Origin of the sequence: Bacillus cereus group sp. MYBK30-2, from assembly GCF_051915945.1 — a bacterium.
Classification (GTDB): Bacteria; Bacillota; Bacilli; order Bacillales; family Bacillaceae_G; genus Bacillus_A; species Bacillus_A paramycoides.
On sequence record NZ_JBQAFR010000002.1, the window covers coordinates 346681 to 367920 of the forward strand.

Here is a 21240-nt window from a genome sequence, read left to right on the forward strand (position 1 = left end):
GTTTCTTCCCCCTTATTTCATCATTGGAATGTTAACGCCTTTTTCTTTCGCTGTTTCAACAGCTAAGTCATATCCTGCATCAACGTGACGAACAACACCCATACCAGGGTCAGAAGTTAATACGCGTTCAATACGTTTTGCTGCTGCTTCAGTTCCATCTGCAACAATAACCATTCCAGCATGAAGTGAATAACCCATACCAACGCCACCACCGTGGTGAACAGATACCCAGCTCGCACCGTTTACACTGTTAATTAATGCATTTAAAATTGGCCAGTCTGCTACTGCATCACTACCGTCTTTCATCGCTTCTGTTTCACGGTTTGGAGATGCTACAGATCCGCAATCTAAATGGTCACGACCGATAACGATCGGTGCCGATAATTCACCATTTGCCACCATTTCATTAATGATGCGGCCAAATTTTGCACGCTCTCCATAACCAAGCCAACAAATACGTGATGGAAGACCTTGGAACTCAACTTGCTGACGAGCCATACGAATCCAATTACATAAATGCTCATTATCCGCGAACTCGCGTAAAATAACTTCGTCTGTTTTATAAATATCTTCTGGGTCACCAGAAAGAGCTACCCAGCGGAATGGTCCTTTTCCTTCACAGAATAACGGACGGATAAATGCTGGAACGAATCCTGGGAAATCGAAAGCATTTTTTAATCCTTCATCGAAAGCAACTTGGCGAATGTTATTTCCATAATCAAATGTAATCGCGCCCTTCTCTTGCATTGCAAGCATTGCTTCCACATGTTTTTTCATACTTTCTTTTGATAATTGTACGTAACGTTCTGGATCTTCTTCACGAAGTTTCGCAGCCTCTTCTAATGTATAACCTACTGGAATATAACCGTTTAATGGATCATGAGCAGATGTTTGATCCGTAACTAAATCTGGCGTAATATTGCGCTTCACTAGTTCTGGTAAAATCTCTGCTGCATTTCCTAATAATCCAATTGAAATTGGTTCTTTCTTCTCTTTATACTCGTTCGCAACAGTTAATGCCTCTTCTAAAGATTCTGTATACATATCACAATATCTCTTTTCGATACGACGATCGATGCTGCGCTTATCAACATCAATAGCAATTACAACACCGCCGTTCATCGTTACAGCAAGAGGTTGTGCACCACCCATACCACCTAAACCAGCAGTAAGTGTTAATGTACCTTTTAATGAACCATCGAAATGTTGACGTGCCGCTTCACCAAATGTTTCATATGTTCCTTGTAAAATCCCTTGTGTTCCAATGTAAATCCAGCTACCCGCTGTCATTTGTCCGTACATCATAAGGCCTTTTTTCTCTAGTTCACGGAAGTGATCCCAGTTCGCCCACTTCGGTACTAAGTTTGAGTTCGCTAAAAGAACGCGAGGTGCATCTTCATGTGATTTAAAAATTGCAACCGGCTTTCCTGATTGAACAAGTAACGTTTCATCACTTTCTAACGTTTTCAATGAATCTACAATTGCATTGTAGCTTTCCCAGTTACGAGCTGCACGGCCAATTCCGCCATATACAACTAATTCTTCTGGTTTTTCAGCTACTTCAGGGTCTAAATTGTTCATTAACATTCGAAGTGCAGCTTCTTGAACCCATCCTTTCGTTTGTAACTCAGTACCTCTTTGCGCACGAATTGTTTGTTTTACTTTTTCCATTTCAATCTCTCCCTTTTCTCGTTTTATATTGCTGCGTTTACATCTAATCTTTCTTTTATTGAATAGTTCGCTTTTAACCAATGCGCGATATTTTCAATATCCGTTGAGAATATGCGGTCATTTGTAATAGAAGGCACTTGCTGACGGCCTTGATGATAGAACGCTTTCGTCACTGTACTCATGTTTTCAATACCACGATACTCTGCTGCTTGCATCGCACAAATCATCTCAATTGAAAGAACACGTCTTACATTTTGAATAATTTGATGCGCATGACGTGAAGCGATTGTTCCCATACTTACGTGATCTTCTTGGTTAGCTGACGATGGAATTGAATCTACACTCGCCGGATGTGCTAACGTTTTATTTTCAGAAACGAGCGAAGCCGCTGCATATTGCATAATCATTGCACCAGATTGAAGTCCTGGTTCTGGACTTAAAAATGGTGGTAAGTCATTTAATTGCGGATTTACTAGGCGCTCAATTCGGCGCTCTGAAATATTTGCAAGTTCCGCCATTCCTACTTTTAAGAAATCCATCGCAAATGCAATCGGTTGTCCGTGGAAGTTACCACCTGAAATTACTTTTTCCCCACCATCAAAAATAAGTGGATTATCTGTCGCTGCATTCATTTCGATTTCTAATTTTTCTTTCACATAATTTAAAACTTGCCAAGAAGCACCGTGCACTTGCGGGATACAGCGAAGTGAATATGCATCTTGTACACGAAGTTCCCCTTGTTTTGTCACAAGTTTACTATCATGAAGAACGTCACGAATTCTACTTGCTACTTCCACTTGCTCTTTATAACCACGTGCTTTATGAACATTTTCATCAAATGCATCAATAATGCCGCGTAATCCCTCAATTGTCATAGAAGCAATTAATTCAGCTTGATAAGCCGTTGCTTCTGCTTCTATATAAGAAAGAACTCCTTGCGCTGTCATCGCTTGCGTACCATTGATTAACGCAAGACCTTCTTTCGCTTCTAATTCAATAGGTTCAAGCCCCTCTTCTGTAAGAGCAATCATCGCATGAACTCGTTTTCCCTTGTAGAACACTTCACCTTCACCTAATAAAACGAGAGCAAGATGAGATAAAGGTGCTAAATCACCGCTCGCTCCTAGTGACCCTTGTTGCGGAACGACTGGATGAATTTTGCGATTTACAAACTCAAGAAGCATATTTACAACAAGTGGTCTAACGCCAGACACTCCTTTTAACATCGTATTAGCTCGTAAAATTAACATACCGCGTGATACTTCTTCTGGGAATGGATCACCTATCCCGCACGCATGTGATTGAATTAAATTGTGCTGAAGTGCCTTTACATCATCTTTTTGAATAAGCACATCACTAAACTTTCCAAATCCAGTTGTAATACCGTAAACAACTTTTCCATCTTCTACAATTTTCTCAACTACTTCGCGGCACTCCGCTACCTTTTGCATACTATTTGGGCAAGCTGTTACACCTTCACCTTCAAGTAACAACCTCTTCATTTCTTCAACTGTCAATGTGTGTCCTGTTAACGTAATCATCATTTTTCCTCCTTAAAAAAAGCAAAAGGGGACCTTACCTTTTTAAGACAGACTTCTGTCCTAAAAAGCAAGGCCCCCTTCTAACTAATAGACTATGGGCAAATCATATGTGATTAATTCCTAAACCAATCGCCTCATGCTCAGATCCTTTTACAGGCGCACCAATCGTTCCATAAAGCGCAACAGCAACCCATTCGCCTTCTTTTTTCCCGTCGTATGGTGTACCGCGCACTATTGCAAAACGAAGTCCCACTGTACGAAGAACGTCTGCTAACTGAATTTGACCTCTCGTCACTCCGTACAAAGCTTCCATTATTGCATGATAAAGTGCATGTGTTTCTCTGTAAACGTCTGTTTCAATAACTTGGTTGCTCTTAGCCGCTGTTTCCATTGCTGCTACAACTTTTTGCGAATTCATCGAACCCACTTTCCCCGTACAATATTTCCAACCTTTTGGAATAGATAATACAGGGCTTTCATTCTCATCCGCAAGTGCCAACAGCATGGCCATCCGACCAATTCGATGTGTTCCTTGAAGAAGCATGTGACTCTCTCATTTCTTTTGAATTATTTGAATATTACTTAATTTAAGAATATATGAAAACGTTTAAATCGTCAATAGTTTAAATGATGATTCAAATAATTTTTTAATTTTCTCCAATTTGTGTACACAAATTATTTACACAAATTTTTCAAGCGTGCTATAGTCGCACTAACAGATGCAAAGGAGCGAGATTTCAGTGGCGAAGCGAAAAGATATTCATTTTCGAATTGAAGAAAAATTACTTGAAAGATTTGAAGCGGCACTCCATTACGAAGGTTTAAATAAAACAGACGTATTAACACATGCGATCCAGCAATTTTGCACGAAGGTGGAATATGAAAAAATGAATGATGTAAAACGCCAATACAACGTAAGCAACCATTTACAAACACGTATCGATACGCATAAACATTTTGAAAAGAAACGAGTGAATATAGATGAAGTCGTCATTGAACATTTACAACTCCAAGGGAAAGAAAAAATATTAGAGGTCGGGTGCGCTAACGGAAAATTTCTTTCCCTTTTGCAAACGAATGGTCATACAGGACATCTAACCGGTTTTGATCAATCGGAAACTATGCTTTCCGAAGCTGCAATAAAGAATAGCATAATTGAATGGAAACTGGGTGATGCTAGTAAACTTCCTTTCGAAGCTAATTGTTATGACTGGATAGTCGCAAGGCATATGTTATATCACATGAAAGATGTCGAAAAAACAATTCAAGGATTCCATAAAGTAATTCGTCCCGGCGGCGCCCTTTTAGCTACAACAAATTCTAAAGTTTCATTACCTCGTATAGATGAAATGTGTAACAAAATGTTAGTTGCATTTGATTTACCAAAAACATCACCATCCGCAGCTCCATTTTGTTTAGAAAATGGTAAAGAGCTATTACAATCTGTTTTTTCAACTGTTGAAGAAACAATTATTCATAATGCACTTATTTTTCATCATGCCACTCCAATCGTAAACTATATTTCTAGCATGTTTCCGTCTCTGAATATACCTGATAATATATACCTTCACGCCGAAATGAAGGACTGGTTGAAAAAAGAAATAGAAAATGAATTAACTCTTCATGACGGTATATGGAACGATCCGAAAACGTTAGCGATTTATCGATGTAAAAAGGAAAAAAGCTAGCATTTGCTAGCTTTTACACATTTTCCGCTAAAAGTTTCTCCATCGTTATATTGCCATTTCCACGATAAAAATTTGTATTATGTTCATTCGCTACCCCAAAATAAGAGGCAATCGCTATTCCAAATGGTACAAATGCATGTCCTTGTGCTGTAATAATATTTGAGTGCTGTACAACTTCTGTATACACAAAATTTCCGACTGGAAAACAATCTAATTTTTGATAATCTATCGTCACTGTATAAGAGATTTCTTTAAATAAACCTGCTTTTGCTAACGCATACGGACCAGCGCAAATTGCTGCCACTAATTTTTCTTGTTCATGAAATTGACGAATAACTGAAAAGAGCAGTTCTGCATCTTTCAAATATACTTCGTCTCCTCCTGGAATAAGAATCCCCTCAAACTCTTCTACACACACTTCATTTAATTCTATATGCGGCTGTACTTGTAAGCCTGTTTCACTTATAATCATTTCTTTCGTTAAACCCGCTGTAATAATCTCATAATTATTTTTCAGTAATGCCGTTGCTACCGTAATTTCAAACTCCGCAAATGTTGGGTATACGAATAAAAGTATTTTTTTCATATTCCTTTCTCCCTTAACCATTCCATAAAATATGCTTCTAATTCGTTCACTGATAATGTATTCGTGTCCACATAAGTTACAGGAAATTTTTTATACCATTCTTTTTCGGTTTCTACTAATTTAAATTGTTCCTCAAATGTCCTTCGATTTCTTGTTATATCATTCTTTTTTCTATCATATACATTCTCTTTTGAAACATCTAAATAAAAAATTGCATCCGAACGACATTCTCTTAATTTATACAATTCATCTTTTAATTCGGTTTCTATATCCCATTCTTCTCCTATAATCGTCGAATAAAATAGTGTATAAAATTCAATGTCTTCCGGCCCACGATCAAAAATCATGACCGAACCTTTCACATTTTGAAATTCCTTTATTTTTGCTTCAATAAACATTTTTTGATTTGTAATAAACCCTTCTTTTGAGTTCATATCTAAATTCAATTCTTTTCGTTTTTCTACAATTGGATATGGATTTTCATATATAACCGAAAGGCCATATTGCTCTAACCTTTTAGCCAATGTTGTTTTTCCACTTGCCATCGGTCCTTGAAGTGAAATTACATAAGTCATACCTCTCATTCCTTTTCCCTCATAGTAAACTAATTTTATAATATATAGAATTTTGAAAACTATCAACAAAATACTTATCATCTTGTTTCCTATTCCCATCTGACTTATAATGAAAAATAGAGATGATTATGAACGCATTTATATGTAAGCTTGGATTTCCAAGCTTACATTATTTTTTGCTTCCACTTTTCTTATAAAAAGAGTATACTAGCATAGAACGTATGTTCTTAATAATTACATACAGTAAGGAGATAGAACAATGGTATACGACACAAAAGCAATTTCTTGGAATGAATCTTTAAAACAACTTCAACGCCAATATACAAACAAACAAGTTGATCGAAAAGAATTTGAAGATGTTGAACTGATGGAATTCTTCCGCGATAACGACTACATTTCTTTACCTACACATATAAGCGGCTTATCAACAACACGTTTTACTTCTTACTCTATTTTCACAACTGAAGATAAGGATCGTAAGGTTGGCACACTTATCATTGAATATGTAGAAGACGACAATGATATTTTACGTGTTGAACAACTATACTTCGTTTAAATCACAACGCTTGGTCAAAATGATCAAGCGTTCTTGCTTTCTATTAATCTGACTGCTTATAATATAAATAAAAACTACTTCTATCGTTAAAGGGGGCATACAATTGCTTGAAGGATGGTTTAGTTGGTTTATAGTCGTTTGGACTGTTGTATTATTAGGACTTATGTCTATTGGTGGATATTTCATGTTCAGAAAATTCCTAAAACGTTTACCGAAAGAAGACGGTATGTCCATTTTAGATTGGGAAGAGCACTATATTAATAAAACTAGACATTTATGGGATGACGAACAAAAACAATTATTAGAAGAACTAGTGAGTCCCGTTCCTGAACTATTTCGTGACGTTGCCAAATCAAAGATTGCTGGTAAAATTGGTGAACTTGCAATACAGGAAAACGCTCCAAAAATTACACAAGATTTAATTATAAAAGGATATATCGTTGCCACACCGAAGCGCGATCATAAATTTTTAATTAAAAAATTACAAGAGAAAAAGATTGATTATTCAAACTACAAATCTTTAATCGCAAAGTAACTTCACATTATTTTCTATAAAAAAGACAGCGCCTTTGACGCTGTCTTTTTTATTTTATACATATACAGTTTTCAAGTTAGCTTCATATCTTTTTCGTTATAAAAACCATCTTCTTTTTCCATTTCCTTCTGTAATTTCGTAAAGGAACGGTACATTGCAATTCTCCATGAAACAATCATTGCGAACGCTAGTAAGAAGAACATGCCGCTAAGTTGTCCTAAATCAAGAGATTGACTTAAATACGTTTTAAATACGATACGCACTACAAGTAATCCAATTAAAATAAATACAAATGCTTTTGAACGTTTCAAATAAATCTCTTGCCCGCGTATTTCAAACTTAGATGTTTTAATAAGAAAAATAGAGAAAAACAAACCGACACCAATTGCTTCTAACATTTCTGCCGGAGTTAATCGAAATTCAGGAAAAACATACATCAATGCTCCCGTGCTCATAAAAAACGGTGGGAGTATAATTTTTTTCAAAGTTGCAGGTTTCTTAGCTGCTTTTAAACGAATAAACATCGCACCAACGGCCATACAAACAGCAACGATACTTGATAAAACGACTATGTTCATATTTTCTCATCCTTTTTTTGTGGCTATACGCAAAATATAATTTCATTATATGCTTTTCCGTTAGTATTTCCAACATTTTCACGGAATAATACTAGAAACCGGTAAAACCACCAAATAAACTTGAGAAATATACGATAATTTTCGTCATCCAGTTAAAGTACAGGAAGACCCCCATGACAATCATAATGTATCCTCCGACTTTCATGAATGTCATGCTATTTCTTTTAATCCAAGACATTTTCGTAATAAAGAATGAAAGCAGGAAAAATGGGATAGCAAATCCAAGTATGTAGGCGATCATGTAAACCATTGCTGATTCTGGATTTGTTGCAGCTAATCCAATTACAGACACTAATATGGGCCCTGTACAAGGTGTCCATCCTGCAGCAAATGCTAATCCAATTAGAACTGAACCAAAATAACCACTCGGACGGTTTTTAAAAGTAAATTTACGGTCTTGCATTAAAAACTTCGGCTTAAACACACCGACAATAATAAGTCCGAACACGATGATAAATATACCACCTAACTGTCTAATTAAATCTTTATAGTCCGTAAAGATTCCTCCGATAAAACTTGTACCAAATCCAATTGCAATAAATATAATTGAAAATCCAAGTAAGAAAAACGCTGTATGTATCATACTTCTTTTGCGAAGCATTGCATTTTCTTCTTTCAATTCAGAAACCGACATACCTGTTATGTATGATAAAAATGCCGGATAAAGCGGTAAGCAACATGGGGAAATAAATGATAAAAACCCTGCGCCAAACGCTAAAAATATACTAATATCTTGCATTATTCCACTCCTCTCCTCCTCAATATTGTAGCAAAAACAAATAAAAATGCTATGGACAATTCATGAACTAACTTTTCCAACATGACAATGAGTAAAACTACACTTTCACACACTTTCTAATAAAACGTTTTCATTTCCTTCTATTATATAGAAAAATCTCAATCGAATTTTGAAACTCTTTCTAATTGTTACTAACATAACAAAGGTTCCATAGTTTCTCAAATCATTAGCACATTGCGATTGATTACACACATATTGACATTAAAAAATATTTTTTAAAAATGCTGTCTTTATACAATACAAAGCTGATTTTACAATACTTCCATTATTATTAATTTCAAGATTATGCATAAATATCATACTTTTATTATTATTCTATAAAATGTCACACTTTTCTTTTATTTGACCCTACATTTTTAATTTTGTATACTTCCCTCTAGTTATATATGTCCGTTACGGAATAGTTTCATATAGATGGGGAGGAATTTTTCATGCTTCGTTATTCTCTTTTAGTTTTATTAGGAGCGTGTAGTTATGGGGTTTTAGCTATTTTTGTTAAACTTGCATATGCAGAAGGATTTTCACTTGGAGAGGTAATTGGTAGCCAGTATTTGTTCGGTTGGATTATTTTACTTGCTATTACACTTCTAATTTCTAGACATCGTGTTCCACTAAAACAAATGTTAATTTTATTCGTCGCAGGAACGTCTGCAAGTTTTACTGGAATTTTTTATTACGCTTCTTTAAAAACTGTACCAGCTTCTATTGCAATTATACTTTTATTCCAGTTCGTTTGGGTTGGGATTATCATTGAGGCAGTCGCAACGAAAACATTGCCTTCAAAAGAAAAAGTAATTTCGGTTATTTTCTTACTTGCAGGTACATTTTTATCAAGCGGGTTATTAGAAAAATCAGCAGGTGATTTCGATACGACTGGAATCATGTTAGGCTTATTATCTGCTATTACATTTGCAACATACATTTTCGTAAGTGGTAAAGTTGCTGTTGAAGTACCTTCATTACCACGTGGTGTTCTTTTAATGGCTGGTGCTTTAACTTTAGTTATGATCGTATTCCCGCCAACATTTCTTTTTAACGGGGCAATTTCTCAAGGCCTTTGGAAATACGGCTTAGGATTAGGAACATTTAGTATCGTTATTCCGTCCATTGCCTTTACAATCGGCATTCCAAAAATCGGCTCTGGTCTAGCGACTATTCTTGGTGCAGCCGAACTACCTGTTACAACAATTATGTCTGTATTCGTTTTAAAAGAAGCTGTGCTTTCTTCACAATGGTTCGGTGTATCACTTATTTTAATCGGTATCGCAATCCCGCAAATTGCATATGCAATGCGTGGACGTTATAGAAAACAGCATACTCATAAAAAAGTTGCCGCATAAACGAGAGAGGATTTTCATTTGAGAATCCTCTCTTTTATTAGAGTATTATATAATGAATACAAATATTTCATTTAAGAAAGAGGGTATAATAAGTGGCATCCATTCCAAATCAATTAACAGAAAAACTTATTTCTATTCGTCGACATTTACACGAATACCCAGAACTATCGTACGAAGAATTTGAAACGACAAAAGCGATAAAAAATTGGTTAGAAGAAGCTAATATTACTATTATTGATTCCAATTTAGAAACAGGAATTATCGCTGAAATTTCTGGTAATAAAAACGGTCCAGTTGTAGCTCTTCGTGCAGATATTGATGCCCTTCCTATCCAGGAAGAAACAGACCTTCCATACACTTCAAAAATACATGGTAAAATGCATGCTTGTGGGCATGATTTTCATACAGCTGCTATGTTGGGAGCAGCTTACTTATTAAAAGAAAAAGAATCTTCCCTTAACGGAACTGTTCGCTTTATATTCCAAGCTGCTGAAGAAAGTGGAAACGGAGCATGTAAAGTTGTTGAAGCTGGACATTTAAAGAATGTACAAGCCATCTTTGGTATGCATAATAAACCTGATTTACCAGTAGGTACAATCGGTATTAAAGAAGGTCCACTGATGGCTGGAGTAGATCGATTTGAAATTGAAATCCACGGTGTTGGAACACATGCTGCTGTACCTGATGCGGGCGTGGATCCTATCGTTGCATCCTCTCAAATCGTTATGGCACTGCAAACAATTGTAAGCCGCAATATTAATTCTTCTCATAACGCCGTCGTAAGTGTAACAAACATTCATTCAGGGAATACGTGGAACGTTATTCCTGAAAAAGCTACGTTAGAAGGAACTGTTCGTACATTCCAAGCTGAAACACGCGAAAAGATTCCGGCATTAATGGAACGTATTATTAAAGGCGTTTCTGATGCACTAGGTGTAAAAACAGAATTCCGGTTTTATCCAGGCCCTCCTGCTGTTCAAAACGATAAAGTACTCACTGCTTTATCTATCCAGATTGCAGATCAAATGAATCTAAACGTTATCTCTCCTAACCCATCCATGGCAGGAGAAGATTTTTCTTTTTACCAACAAGAAACACCAGGTTCATTCGTCTTTATGGGCACAAATGGTACACATGAATGGCATCATCCTGCTTTTACAGTAGATGAAAAAGCATTGCCTATTAGTGCAGAGTATTTCGCCTTATTATCCGAAGAAGCTATTCATCAATTATCACAAACAAAAAGCCGTTAAGTTCTCCTTAACGGCTTTTTCTTATGCTGTTAAATCTCGTTTTAAAAATACAGTATAGGAAATCCCTAAAAATACAAAAAGGTATGGCAATAACATACAAGAAGCAAATGGGAATGTTACCCCATTAATAAGGCTTCCACTCTTCAAAATCCCATATAAATCTGTATTCGCTGGCAATAAATATTTCGCCCATTCATATCTCGCCGCTGGAATTAGTGCTATTCCTCCTGATAAAGCCAGAAATAAAGACATACCGATTGCTCCTCCACTTGATCTCGTTAAAACGGAAAGCATAAAGGCAAATGCCGCATACACAAGAGTTGGTAACCAAGATAAAATGTAATATTTACTTGCTTCCACGAAAATGTTTTGTTTTATAATATTTCCATCTTGAACGATAAATTCAGTCCAGGATGGTTGTTGGAATTTATAAATGAAGAAAAAGCCATGATTTCTCATGCCTTTCTCCTCGTTTCGTGTGACTTTTCACCCTTTAGCCTTTGTGTAAATCTACAACATTGCCACATTGATATTATAATGACGATTATCATAACAACTGCTGTTACCACTATCGCATACATCGTAATCGGAGCATTTGTTACTCCTTGGATTCCTACTGCTTTCATAAAAATAATAGTAAATAATTTCAAAAATAACATGCCATGAATTAATCCAAAAACAAAAGCCCCTCCATAAGTTAATAATTGCTCCTGACATAATAAACAAAACATTTCTTTTCTCGTCATATTCACTACTTCATACGATTTAAACTCCTCTCTTCTTACCTGTAAAAGAGATGCTGTCATTTTATAAGTAATGAAAATACACACAAAAACTACAAATAAAAACATCGCATAAAACCACTTCACAAATATAGGTGTATATCCTGCTTTACTTACTACAGTTTCATTGAATCGGAATGATATCATAAAAAAACAAATCATTGTATTCATAGCAATCCACATAAATTGTTTTAACCTTTTGGTAGCAAATGTTTGTATATTTTTTCTCGCCAACCGAAATAAAGACATAAATTTCTTCCCCTACCTTACTTCATAACATACGTACTCTATACTACTAGTGTATAAAAATATGACATTTTAAACATCGCACTACAATCGGAATCTTTACTAAGCCTTTAGTCCTAGAAAACGGACATGTTTACCTCTTTATAGTTGAACATAAAAAAGAAACAAAAGGTGGAAATGCACTTTAATTGCACTTCCACCTTTTGTTTAACGAGGTGAATCTTTATATAACTTAATTATCATGAATGCCCTATACTCCATCAATTACTCAACTCTCGCATCTTCCACTTCAATCCTTTTTTTCTCTCTTGCAATTTTTAAGAACTCTAACAGCTCTGGATTACTATTCATTTTTTTGTAAGCTACCGACATTTCTGCCACAAAATTAGAGTCGCATAGTTCCTTATATACCACTTCTGTTTTATACAACTTATTTGCTGATACAGGTATTACCGTAATTCCAATACCTGCTGCTACAAGACCCATGACAGTTTGATACTCCGTTGCTTCTTGTACAATTTGTGGACTAAAACCTACATCGCGGCAAAGCGATAAAATTGTATCATATAACGCCGGCCATACCGGTCTCGTAATAAATACGAACGGTTCATCTCTTAAATCTTCGATATGTATTTCATCCTTTTCAGCAAGTGGATGTGCCTTCGGTAAACATAACGTACACGAAAGTTTTTGAATTGGTTCTAACTCAAGTAATTGCGTTGGAATTGGTGGACGTAAAAATCCAATATCAATTCGATTATCATGAAGTGCATGCACCTGATCCGGTGTTGACAATTCATGCAATGCAACAGACACTCTCGGAAATTTCTTTCTATATTCTCGAACGATTGACGGTAAAATATCATATATCGCCGCACCTACAAAACCAATTGAAAGTGATCCCACTTCTCCCCTTTGTGCACTTTGTGCAACTTCTACTGCTTTTTCGATTTGTTCAAACGCTTTTTTCACTTCTTTTAAAAACATTTCTCCCGCTTCTGTTAATTCAACCTTTCTCTTCGTTCTTGAAAATAACATAACTCCCATTTCTTTTTCTAATTGCTGAATTTGTTGACTAAGTGGTGGTTGTGTCATTTGTAAACGAGCAGCTGCTCGTCCAAAGTGTAACTCTTCTGCCACTACAACAAAATATTGCAAATGCCGTAATTCCATTTCGGACACCCTTTTCACTTTCGATTAATACATCTAATATATTAATACCATATAATTTATATATTAGACAAACATTTTGAATGAACGTATAGTAGAAATTGTTAATTCTTTTTTACAATTTTCATGTAAAAAAAGAAAGAGGTGGTTACTGTATGAAATGGTGGAAGTTAAGCGGACAAATATTATTATTATTTTGTTTCGCTTGGACAGGTGAATGGATTGCAAAACAGGCACACCTCCCAGTTCCAGGAAGTATAATCGGTATTTTTTTATTATTAATCTCATTAAAATTTAACATAGTGAAAAAAGAATGGATACAAGACGGTGCAGACTTTTTACTAAAAGAACTTATTTTATTTTTCATCCCTTCTGCAGTCGCTGTCATTCGTTACAAAGATACGTTATCACAATATGGAATCGATCTCATTTTAATTATCGTGATTAGTACACTTTGCGTCACTCTCGTAACAGGACTTTTAACAGAATTGCTATTAAAGCGGAAAGGATCAACGCAATGATCGGCTTTCTTTGTTTACTATTAACACTATTCACATATTGGGTATCTAAAAAAATGTATCAACGCTGGAATTGGAGCTTACTTTCTCCTCTTCTTGTATGCCCAATCATTTTAATTGCCTTATTACTCGGATTAGATACACCTTATGAAACATATGAATCTGGCGGTCAGTGGCTAACTGAATTGTTAAAACCTGCAACGGTTGCTTTCGCATGGCCAATCTATAAATACTTTGATCTATTAAAAAAACATGGAACTGCTATTTTAATTAATGTCATTGTCGGTTCTTTTCTATCAGTTATTACTTCAGCACTACTAGCTAATTTTTTTCAAATTGATTCATCAATAGAACATAGTTTAGCACCACATATTGTAACGACACCTATTGCAATGGCTATTTCAGAAATGATTGGTGGCATGTCACAATTAACAGCAGTTTTTGTCGTATTAACTGCCTTAACTGGGGCATTACTTGGCCCTTCTCTCATACGCATATGCCGCATTAAAACAGCGCTCGCTAAAGGTATAATGCTAGGTACTAGCGCAAATGGAACCGGAACGTCAAAAGCATTTGAAATCGGTCCTGTAGAAGGTACAATTGCAAGTTTATCAATGCTTTTAACAGCCGGCGCTAGCTTAGTTATCGTTCCACTTTTTTTATCTTGGTTACACTAAAAAAGCAAGTGTTTAAACACTTGCTTTTTCATTTATGTATTTATTTAAAAGCTCTTGATCCTCTGGAAAAGATAAAGGTAATTCTTTCACTTCATCTATTCCTTTCCAATCTATTTCATGTATTAACTCATCGGGGTCTTGTATTTTCATGTTACCGCCTATTAACTTTACAATATAGTAATGCACATGAACTGGTACCCCATACGTTACCCCTTTCTTTTCGCATAGTTTTTCTATAATTTCTACTTCATACCCCGTTTCTTCCCATACTTCACGAACACAACACTCTTCAAGTGTTTCTCCCTCTTCTTGTCCCCCGCTTGGCACAGTCCATCGTTTCTCTTCATCTACTTTTCCTTGTAGTACCATTAAAAATTCATTCTTTTCATTCATACATATAGCTGCCGTACCAATCCATCTTTTCATCCCATCTCCCCCCATACTAAATTTCAATCTTTCTTTATATTTATCCTTGAAAAAAAGAGGAAAAAAGTAAAAAGATGACGAAAGATTACATCAACTTCATGAGCAGTCCCTTCTTAGAAATTCAATATGGAAGGATGAAAGTATGATTTCTAAATATGTTGTGGAGTGTGTCTTTTGTGAAGAAAATCGAAAACCTCGGCAAGCCATTGTCACAGTGCCCGCCACTTCTCAGCTACTGGCAATTCAAAAGGTAAGAGCTGAGTGCAAACGCCGCTTTGGAAAAACTTTATTATTACAAACAGAGATTAGAGAAGAATTACTTATTGAACCAAAAGAAAGCTGACCATAAATTGGCCAGCTTTCATCCGATCATATTTTCACATGAAGATTAGGGGCATCCTCTTTAAGGATCGGGATTTTTCCATTATGTGCGTTCCATAATGGTCATCGAACAATATATTTCTATACAATAAACTATTGAATAGAATAGGGCAAAACTTGTTCGCATTTTTAGAAAAGGGATAGGGATATAATTCAAGTAATACTTCGAATACTCGAACTTTACACTCATTATATTAAAGCAAATCCTTTTATATGGGAAATATGAATTACTTACATAATTCATTCGTAAAACATATTAATAGTTTTCTATATATTCTTTTTACTAGACTAACAACATACATCCAGCTAATATCGGTGTCATAATCATCGAAAACCTTAGAAGTATGCGAGGTGCATAATTTGTAAACTTAGCTCCTATATATGCTCCTAACATTGTCCCAATTAAAACTTGTACTAATAATACATAATCTAAATACCCTTCCGAACTATATCCAAATCCCCCTCCAATTGCGATTGGTAATATAACAAGCATTGTCGTCCCTACAGATTGCCGAATCGTTAAACCTAATAGAACCATTAATCCGAGTTGGATAAAGGGTGCTGAACCAATCCCAAATGAACCAGCTAACATTCCAGTAACCAGTCCGAGACATATACATTTAATCAAGTTATCATTCGAAAGTTCTTTATGCCCTTTTAAAGACGACTGCTCCCTGTTTTGAAACATAATCAAACGAATAAACATAAAAATTGCAGATAAAAATAACATCCCCGCTGTAAACCAGTGTAGAAGATTCGCTGGTATTAGCGAACCAAACTTTGAACCAATAAAGGAGCCAATTGCTCCGAATCCCCCAACAATCCCGCCTATTACAAGCACAACATTCCCTTCTCGGTAATGACTTACTACTCCGGATAATGTCGTAAATGCCATAGCAGTTAAAGATGTTGCAAGCGCAACATGAATAGGGATGTGGAATACTAGAGTAAGTATCGCGATGATAAATCCTGCTCCTCCCGCTCCAACAAATCCTAATAAAACACCCATTAATAACATCGTTGTAATAATTGCCACATAATCCCCCTCCAGTACCCCAATTATCTAATATATCCTCTCTTTCATACAAATAAAAAGCATCCTAAACGGATGCTCTTACTACTTTTCTTTATTGATAATATGTACTTAATCTTGATTAATTAAAATAACAGCTGGACCAGAGACAACTACTCCTGCCACTTCTATCTTTTCAAATTCATTCACTGTAATAGATATAACCCCTTCTCTTTCCATCAATTCCTTACTCAGGACATCAGTCGGTATCTTTTTCACCGTCTTACCTCCTTTTCATTTTATACAAAATTACAAAAGACTACTCAATGCATCTAAATATATGCATCACCTCCGCTTTCATTCCTTATTCCAGTCAAAATTCACATCCCCTTTCTATAACATATTGAAAAATAAAAAAGCACTCGCTAAAGCGAATGCCTTTCTATTATTTACTCTCTATTACTTTTAACATTCTATTAATAAATGCTGCTGATTCTCCACGTGTTGCGGAACCTTTCGGCATAAACTCATTGTTCTCATTTCCTTTTACAATTCCAAGCCCATAAACACGTTGAACAGCTTGCTTATCATACGCTAAATTTTGATCCGTGAATGGTAATTGAACTAAATTACCCTTAATATTTTTGTATTGTAACGCTCGATCAATCATAATGACAGCTTCATCACGTTTAATCGTATCATTCGGTGCAAATAGGTCATTTCCTCGTCCACTTATAATCCCAGCACTAGCTGCACGATTAATACCATCTACTAGCGATGGATGCGCTGTGTTTAAATCTTTGAAATTCGATTTCCCCTCTGGTAATTGTAATGATCTTGAAACTAAATTCGCAAATTCCCCGCGTGTTACAAGACGCTCAGGCCAATAAGAACCATTTCCATCTCCAACCATAATACCTCTTTTATTTAATTCACGAATATCCGCTTCATACCAACCGCCTGTAATATCATCTTTATGATTTGCATCATAATAAGCTTTTGTTCCCTGTAAGAATGGTTCCCATGCATTATTCTTTATCATAATAGCCGGACAATTTTTCCCGCTCCAAAATTGATGTTTTTTCACATTTTCTAAAGGAATATTTAATTCCCCCATTAAATAAGCCGCTAGTTTGCGAGCATTTTCCACAGCTTTATTATAATCACCATCTTGGTTGACAGCAATTTCAATAGCAATTGATTCTCTATTACCAGTTCCTTCTGCTCCATCTCCAGCATGCCAGCCATTTTCATTTAATGGTAGATGTTGATAAATTTCTTTATCATCTACTGTAAAATGCCAAGATGCCGAACGATCAGTCGTTCCTGTTGCTTGACTGTATAAATATTGTGCATGGTTTCTAGCATTTGCTCCAACACTATAATTATCTGTCTCATGAATTGTAATGTATTTTGGTTTCATCGCATAGCCTGGACGAATATTTTCATTTCCTGTCGGTACAATCATTTCCTTTAATGGTACACCGTAAATATCCGTTGTTTTCTCTGCTGATGGTGCTGCATACATAACCGCTTCACGTTTCTTACGAGTTGGGGTTGTGCTTTGAATAAGAGATGCTTTGGTACCCTCAAATTTTGCTGAAGGTGAATAAATCCATTTCACCTCATTATCTATTTGGACTTGGAACCACTCTCCAGCTTGTCCAATAGCGATAATTGTTTGCGGCTGTAATACTTTCTCTTCTTTATATGAATTGAATGGTGCGGAATATGTAGCTGTTTCTTCATTAATTACTAACTGTTCGTTTGATAAGTGATAAATTCCCTTAACCTCTACATTTCCTTCACTATTTTGTATCCATCCAGCTCCAGATGATGTTTCAACATAGTAAGCGTTTCCTTTTCGTTTCTCAGCTTTCACTACTTGATTTGAAATCTGAACACCTGTCGCTTTTTGTAAATCAGCAGAATCATATAAAGGTGTTGAACTTATTATATGTACAAGAAAATCTCCTTGCGCTTCATTTGTTATTCCTTTGTCCTCTCCACGCCCATCTTCATCTTTCATATGGGTTTCAATACTTTTTAAAGCTTGCTCGTCAGTTGAAATTGTTACGGTCTTTTCTACTGTGTCGGCATAGGAAGAACTTGGAATCGTTACCAAACTAAATACAATTGATGCAGCTAAAACATTATAAAATCCTTTTTTCATACTAATTATTTAACACGCTTATATCAAAATTCGTGTTAACTTCCCTCCCTAATCTAAAAATTTAATCCTATCTAGTAAACTTCTAAACTAGATAGCCATTTACAATATAACAAACTCTACCTCATTCGTATAGATAGGAATGACTACTATTTGCCTACTTTTTCTATATTGGAATATAGAAAAGAAGCTATAAAAGGTATAGCTTCTTCCTCTCACTATTTCAATCTCGTTGCACCTTATAGTCTATAACCCTACCATCTCTATCAAATTGCAACACAAGACATTCACTATCTATAGAAATGAAACCACGTTCATTCCCAAGATAATACAAAGCAGTAATTCCCTCTTCCAAACTTCTTGTTTCCGTAGGGGCCCCCAACAATTTTATAATTTCATCATTGGATTTCCCTATCAATTTATACTGCTGTAATAGATCATCTACCATATGTACCCGTTTTTCTTCATAATTTAACCACCGATTCTGATTAAAGTTTGAAGTATATTCATTTATACTTAATTGTACAGTGCACACTATTAATGGAATGAGACCCACCATCATTACTGTGAACAGTTGTTTCTTATCTTTATTATGCCTTTCCGAAACAAGTAAGATAAACTTTTGAATAATAACTAATAAAATAAACGGTATTCCTACTACCAAAACACTCATTACGCTCAATGACACATGAACCATATCAATAACGATAATAAACGCAATGTACATTAATATATACAAACAAAAATAAATGTACAATATCCCCCACAATATAGAACTTTTACCTTCCTTCACCCAGCACACCTACTTTATCCCGCTATTTACGCTCAGTATGACTCACACCTCAAAATTCGGCCGTACAGAAAAGAAATTAAGTGGAAATTAGTTTGCCCGTAAAAGCCCAATTGGTATAACTAATTGTCAGCGTAGGATGGATACCCTCACTGACTAAAGTCTCACTTTACTTTTCACTTCGTAACATAATTCATCTGGCCAATTATATCTCTAATCTTTTGTAGTTCTTGTGCTGTATATATTACTTTACCTGTTAAAATTTCATTTCTGAAAAACGTTACAATTTGCTCTTTATCTTTTAATCTCGGCAATTTTTCATTAGAAAGATCGATAACTTCTTTGCCACTCTCATTTTCAAAATATACAACCGGTTTCACTTTTTCCTTTACAATATCTACTTGTATTCCTTCCAAATAATTATATACAGTTTGAGCTAATTTTTTCGCTTTATATGCTGGATTCCCTTCATTTCTTACTTGCAAAGTTAATGAATTTCCATCCGTAATAAATTCAAATGTCTCTTCTTTTTCAATTTCATATTGATACTTGCCGATTTCATCAATCATAAATGAATATATACCCGCATTTTCTCTCGTTAAGCCATGGATTAATTTCCCTGTCCATTCTTTCGTCTCAATTAGATAAATGCCAGTTTTGCATAAGATGAGGTGATGGATTCGATTATCGTTTATTTCACGTTTATTTCTATATTTATTACTTCTCATAAAAACGTTCGGTATAATATGAAACTCATCTTCTAGTATGATTCCTTGTTCAACAAAACCTCGTTTCATATAATGTAATGTTTCATGTGTATTCACTTCAGCACTATTTTTGGCATACTCTCGTAAATCTGCAATTAAATTTTGAAACATATGTAGTTCATTACTATGCCTATCTTGCATTTCACTGCGTTCTTTACTATGTTGAACAGCTAGTTGATTTTTCATCATACGCATATTTTCAAGTTCTCTAGCTGTACTCACTTGTAAATCATTATATTTTTTCTGTTCCATATTCTTTAAAGTACTTTGTTGTTCTTTATGCTCTGTAATCGTAGCTGCAATTTCACTTTCATACGTTTCAATCGCTTGTTTCTTTTCAAATTCTACTTGCTGACTCTCTGATTCCAACTGTTTATTTTTATAAAACAGTACAAACACTGCAGCTAATAATATTAAAATTCCACCTATTAGCACATACTCCATGTTTTTTCTCCTTTATTTCATTTCCGATTATTTTTATAAATATATCGATTATATTATACTATGCTTTTAATATACACTTTATAAAAATTATATTTTTTTATAAAAAGGCACCTCAAGTAAGATACCTTTTTATAGTAAGACTGCTGGTAAAAAACAATTGGTACTGGTCAATTGTCCAATAATCAGTGTGGACAATCCTCATCAATAAAATTTCACTTTATTGCACACCATATTGAATATAACTTGAATCATAGTATACCCATTGATTTGTCCCTAAGCAAAACCATCCACCTTGCTTACTCCATACTCGATATGATTCGCCATGATGTAACTGTCTTATAACATTCCCGTTTAATGATGGAGCGTCTCGCAGATTCACATTATCGCCAGTAATAGTTGCCACATAATGTTTATACTGAATATAACTTGAATCATTATATACCCACTGATTTGTCCCTAAGCCGAGCCATCCATCTTGTTCTCCCCAAACTTCATATGATTCGCCACGATTCAATTGGCGAATTACACTAGACTGTAAAGATGGTCCACTTCGTAAATTTACATTATCTCCATTAATTACAGCAACTCCGTATACTGGAGTCGCATTATTAGGTGGAGAAACATTACCTCCACCACTTGCTCCATTAATGTACTTTTAATACCTCAAAAAAGGCC

Annotated in this window: 23 protein-coding genes and 2 pseudogenes; 8 read left to right on the forward strand and 17 right to left on the reverse strand. The window is 35.3% G+C overall.

All coding sequences use genetic code 11. The features are described 5' to 3' along the window. Positions 1–12 precede the first annotated feature (12 nt). From hutU to hutP, 3 genes are all read right to left on the reverse strand, one after another. Positions 13–1671 carry a urocanate hydratase gene (hutU, locus tag ACTFQM_RS13335; protein WP_178939158.1) on the reverse strand — a complete coding sequence of 553 codons (1659 nt, stop codon included), beginning with the start codon at positions 1669–1671 and terminating at the stop codon, positions 13–15. Between the two features lie 23 nt (positions 1672–1694). Beyond that, complete coding sequence (gene hutH, locus ACTFQM_RS13340) at positions 1695–3212, reverse strand: histidine ammonia-lyase (protein ID WP_071718110.1); 1518 nt, start codon at positions 3210–3212, stop codon at positions 1695–1697. Positions 3213–3315: 103 nt separating this feature from the next. Further along, complete coding sequence (gene hutP / locus ACTFQM_RS13345) at positions 3316–3756, reverse strand: hut operon transcriptional regulator HutP (protein WP_000926516.1); 441 nt, start codon at positions 3754–3756, stop codon at positions 3316–3318. A gap of 196 nt (positions 3757–3952) precedes the next feature. Between hutP and ACTFQM_RS13350 the strand changes: the two genes are divergently transcribed. Next, positions 3953–4900 (forward strand): methyltransferase domain-containing protein, encoded by a 948-nt coding sequence (locus tag ACTFQM_RS13350; protein ID WP_440034774.1) that lies wholly within the window; start codon positions 3953–3955, stop codon positions 4898–4900. A gap of 13 nt (positions 4901–4913) precedes the next feature. Here ACTFQM_RS13350 and ACTFQM_RS13355 read toward each other — a convergent pair whose 3' ends face one another. Both ACTFQM_RS13355 and ACTFQM_RS13360 read right to left on the reverse strand, forming a co-directional pair. Further along, entirely contained in the window at positions 4914–5486 is a 573-nt protein-coding gene (locus tag ACTFQM_RS13355; RefSeq protein WP_440034776.1) for a DJ-1/PfpI family protein, read from the reverse strand. Next, positions 5483–6070: an AAA family ATPase gene (locus ACTFQM_RS13360; RefSeq protein WP_440034777.1), complete on the reverse strand. Its 588-nt coding sequence runs from the start codon at positions 6068–6070 to the stop codon at positions 5483–5485. Before ACTFQM_RS13360 ends, ACTFQM_RS13355 begins: the two co-directional genes overlap by 4 nt. 250 nt (positions 6071–6320) lie before the next feature. On the opposite strand from ACTFQM_RS13360, the gene ACTFQM_RS13365 reads away from it, so the two are divergent. Then, on the forward strand, positions 6321–6617 hold the full coding sequence (locus ACTFQM_RS13365) for a hypothetical protein (protein WP_098475166.1): 297 nt from the start codon (positions 6321–6323) through the stop codon (positions 6615–6617). Between the two features lie 103 nt (positions 6618–6720). Beyond that, positions 6721–7152, forward strand: a complete 432-nt coding sequence (locus ACTFQM_RS13370; RefSeq protein WP_071718113.1) for a DUF2621 domain-containing protein — start codon at positions 6721–6723, stop codon at positions 7150–7152. A gap of 71 nt (positions 7153–7223) precedes the next feature. On the opposite strand, the gene ACTFQM_RS13375 is transcribed toward ACTFQM_RS13370, so the two are convergent. Together ACTFQM_RS13375 and ccdA are read right to left on the reverse strand one after the other, a co-directional pair. Then, positions 7224–7730, reverse strand: coding sequence for a CcdC family protein (locus tag ACTFQM_RS13375; RefSeq protein WP_001028639.1), 507 nt, complete (start codon positions 7728–7730; stop codon positions 7224–7226). Between the two features lie 91 nt (positions 7731–7821). Then, entirely contained in the window at positions 7822–8529 is a 708-nt protein-coding gene (gene ccdA / locus ACTFQM_RS13380; RefSeq protein WP_002172933.1) for a cytochrome c-type biogenesis protein CcdA, read from the reverse strand. Between the two features lie 491 nt (positions 8530–9020). Here ccdA and ACTFQM_RS13385 point away from each other — a divergent pair, with 491 nt between their 5' ends. After that, positions 9021–9929, forward strand: coding sequence for an EamA family transporter (locus ACTFQM_RS13385; protein ID WP_440034780.1), 909 nt, complete (start codon positions 9021–9023; stop codon positions 9927–9929). A gap of 92 nt (positions 9930–10021) precedes the next feature. After that, a complete protein-coding gene (locus ACTFQM_RS13390; RefSeq protein ID WP_440034782.1) occupies positions 10022–11182 on the forward strand; it encodes a M20 peptidase aminoacylase family protein in 1161 nt (386 codons plus the stop codon). Positions 11183–11203: 21 nt separating this feature from the next. Here ACTFQM_RS13390 and ACTFQM_RS13395 read toward each other — a convergent pair. The 3 genes and pseudogenes from ACTFQM_RS13395 to alsR all read right to left on the reverse strand — a co-directional run. Beyond that, a pseudogene (locus ACTFQM_RS13395) lies at positions 11204–11617 on the reverse strand (ABC transporter permease); the annotation flags it as partial. Between the two features lie 20 nt (positions 11618–11637). After that, a complete protein-coding gene (locus tag ACTFQM_RS13400) occupies positions 11638–12213 on the reverse strand; it encodes an FtsX-like permease family protein (RefSeq protein ID WP_440034783.1) in 576 nt (191 codons plus the stop codon). A gap of 261 nt (positions 12214–12474) precedes the next feature. Further along, positions 12475–13383 (reverse strand): acetoin biosynthesis transcriptional regulator AlsR, encoded by a 909-nt coding sequence (gene alsR / locus ACTFQM_RS13405; RefSeq protein WP_440034785.1) that lies wholly within the window; start codon positions 13381–13383, stop codon positions 12475–12477. A 152-nt stretch (positions 13384–13535) separates the two neighbouring features. Between alsR and ACTFQM_RS13410 the strand changes: the two genes are divergently transcribed. Beyond that, positions 13536–13901, forward strand: coding sequence for a CidA/LrgA family holin-like protein (locus ACTFQM_RS13410; protein ID WP_000872360.1), 366 nt, complete (start codon positions 13536–13538; stop codon positions 13899–13901). After that, positions 13898–14575 (forward strand): LrgB family protein, encoded by a 678-nt coding sequence (locus ACTFQM_RS13415; protein ID WP_002172940.1) that lies wholly within the window; start codon positions 13898–13900, stop codon positions 14573–14575. The genes ACTFQM_RS13410 and ACTFQM_RS13415 overlap by 4 nt, the downstream gene beginning before the upstream one ends. A gap of 12 nt (positions 14576–14587) precedes the next feature. On the opposite strand, the gene ACTFQM_RS13420 is transcribed toward ACTFQM_RS13415, so the two are convergent. Next, positions 14588–15001, reverse strand: coding sequence for an NUDIX hydrolase (locus tag ACTFQM_RS13420; RefSeq protein ID WP_048371463.1), 414 nt, complete (start codon positions 14999–15001; stop codon positions 14588–14590). Between the two features lie 142 nt (positions 15002–15143). Between ACTFQM_RS13420 and ACTFQM_RS13425 the strand changes: the two genes are divergently transcribed. Continuing rightward, entirely contained in the window at positions 15144–15344 is a 201-nt protein-coding gene (locus ACTFQM_RS13425; RefSeq protein WP_071718118.1) for a DUF3903 domain-containing protein, read from the forward strand. 321 nt (positions 15345–15665) lie between these two features. On the opposite strand, the gene ACTFQM_RS13430 is transcribed toward ACTFQM_RS13425, so the two are convergent. The 6 genes and pseudogenes from ACTFQM_RS13430 to ACTFQM_RS13455 form a co-directional block, all read right to left on the reverse strand. Next, positions 15666–16418: a sulfite exporter TauE/SafE family protein gene (locus ACTFQM_RS13430; RefSeq protein WP_002172943.1), complete on the reverse strand. Its 753-nt coding sequence runs from the start codon at positions 16416–16418 to the stop codon at positions 15666–15668. A gap of 108 nt (positions 16419–16526) precedes the next feature. Further along, a complete protein-coding gene (locus ACTFQM_RS13435) occupies positions 16527–16673 on the reverse strand; it encodes a BC1881 family protein (RefSeq protein WP_002172944.1) in 147 nt (48 codons plus the stop codon). A gap of 166 nt (positions 16674–16839) precedes the next feature. Further along, positions 16840–18567 carry an S-layer homology domain-containing protein gene (locus ACTFQM_RS13440; protein ID WP_071718119.1) on the reverse strand — a complete coding sequence of 576 codons (1728 nt, stop codon included), beginning with the start codon at positions 18565–18567 and terminating at the stop codon, positions 16840–16842. Positions 18568–18787: 220 nt separating this feature from the next. Further along, complete coding sequence (locus ACTFQM_RS13445; protein ID WP_440034788.1) at positions 18788–19357, reverse strand: hypothetical protein; 570 nt, start codon at positions 19355–19357, stop codon at positions 18788–18790. A 173-nt stretch (positions 19358–19530) separates the two neighbouring features. Next, a complete protein-coding gene (locus tag ACTFQM_RS13450; protein ID WP_440034790.1) occupies positions 19531–20565 on the reverse strand; it encodes a nuclease-related domain-containing protein in 1035 nt (344 codons plus the stop codon). 217 nt (positions 20566–20782) lie between these two features. Then, a pseudogene (locus ACTFQM_RS13455) lies at positions 20783–21211 on the reverse strand (SH3 domain-containing protein); the annotation flags it as partial. Between the last annotated feature and the right edge of the window lie 29 nt (positions 21212–21240).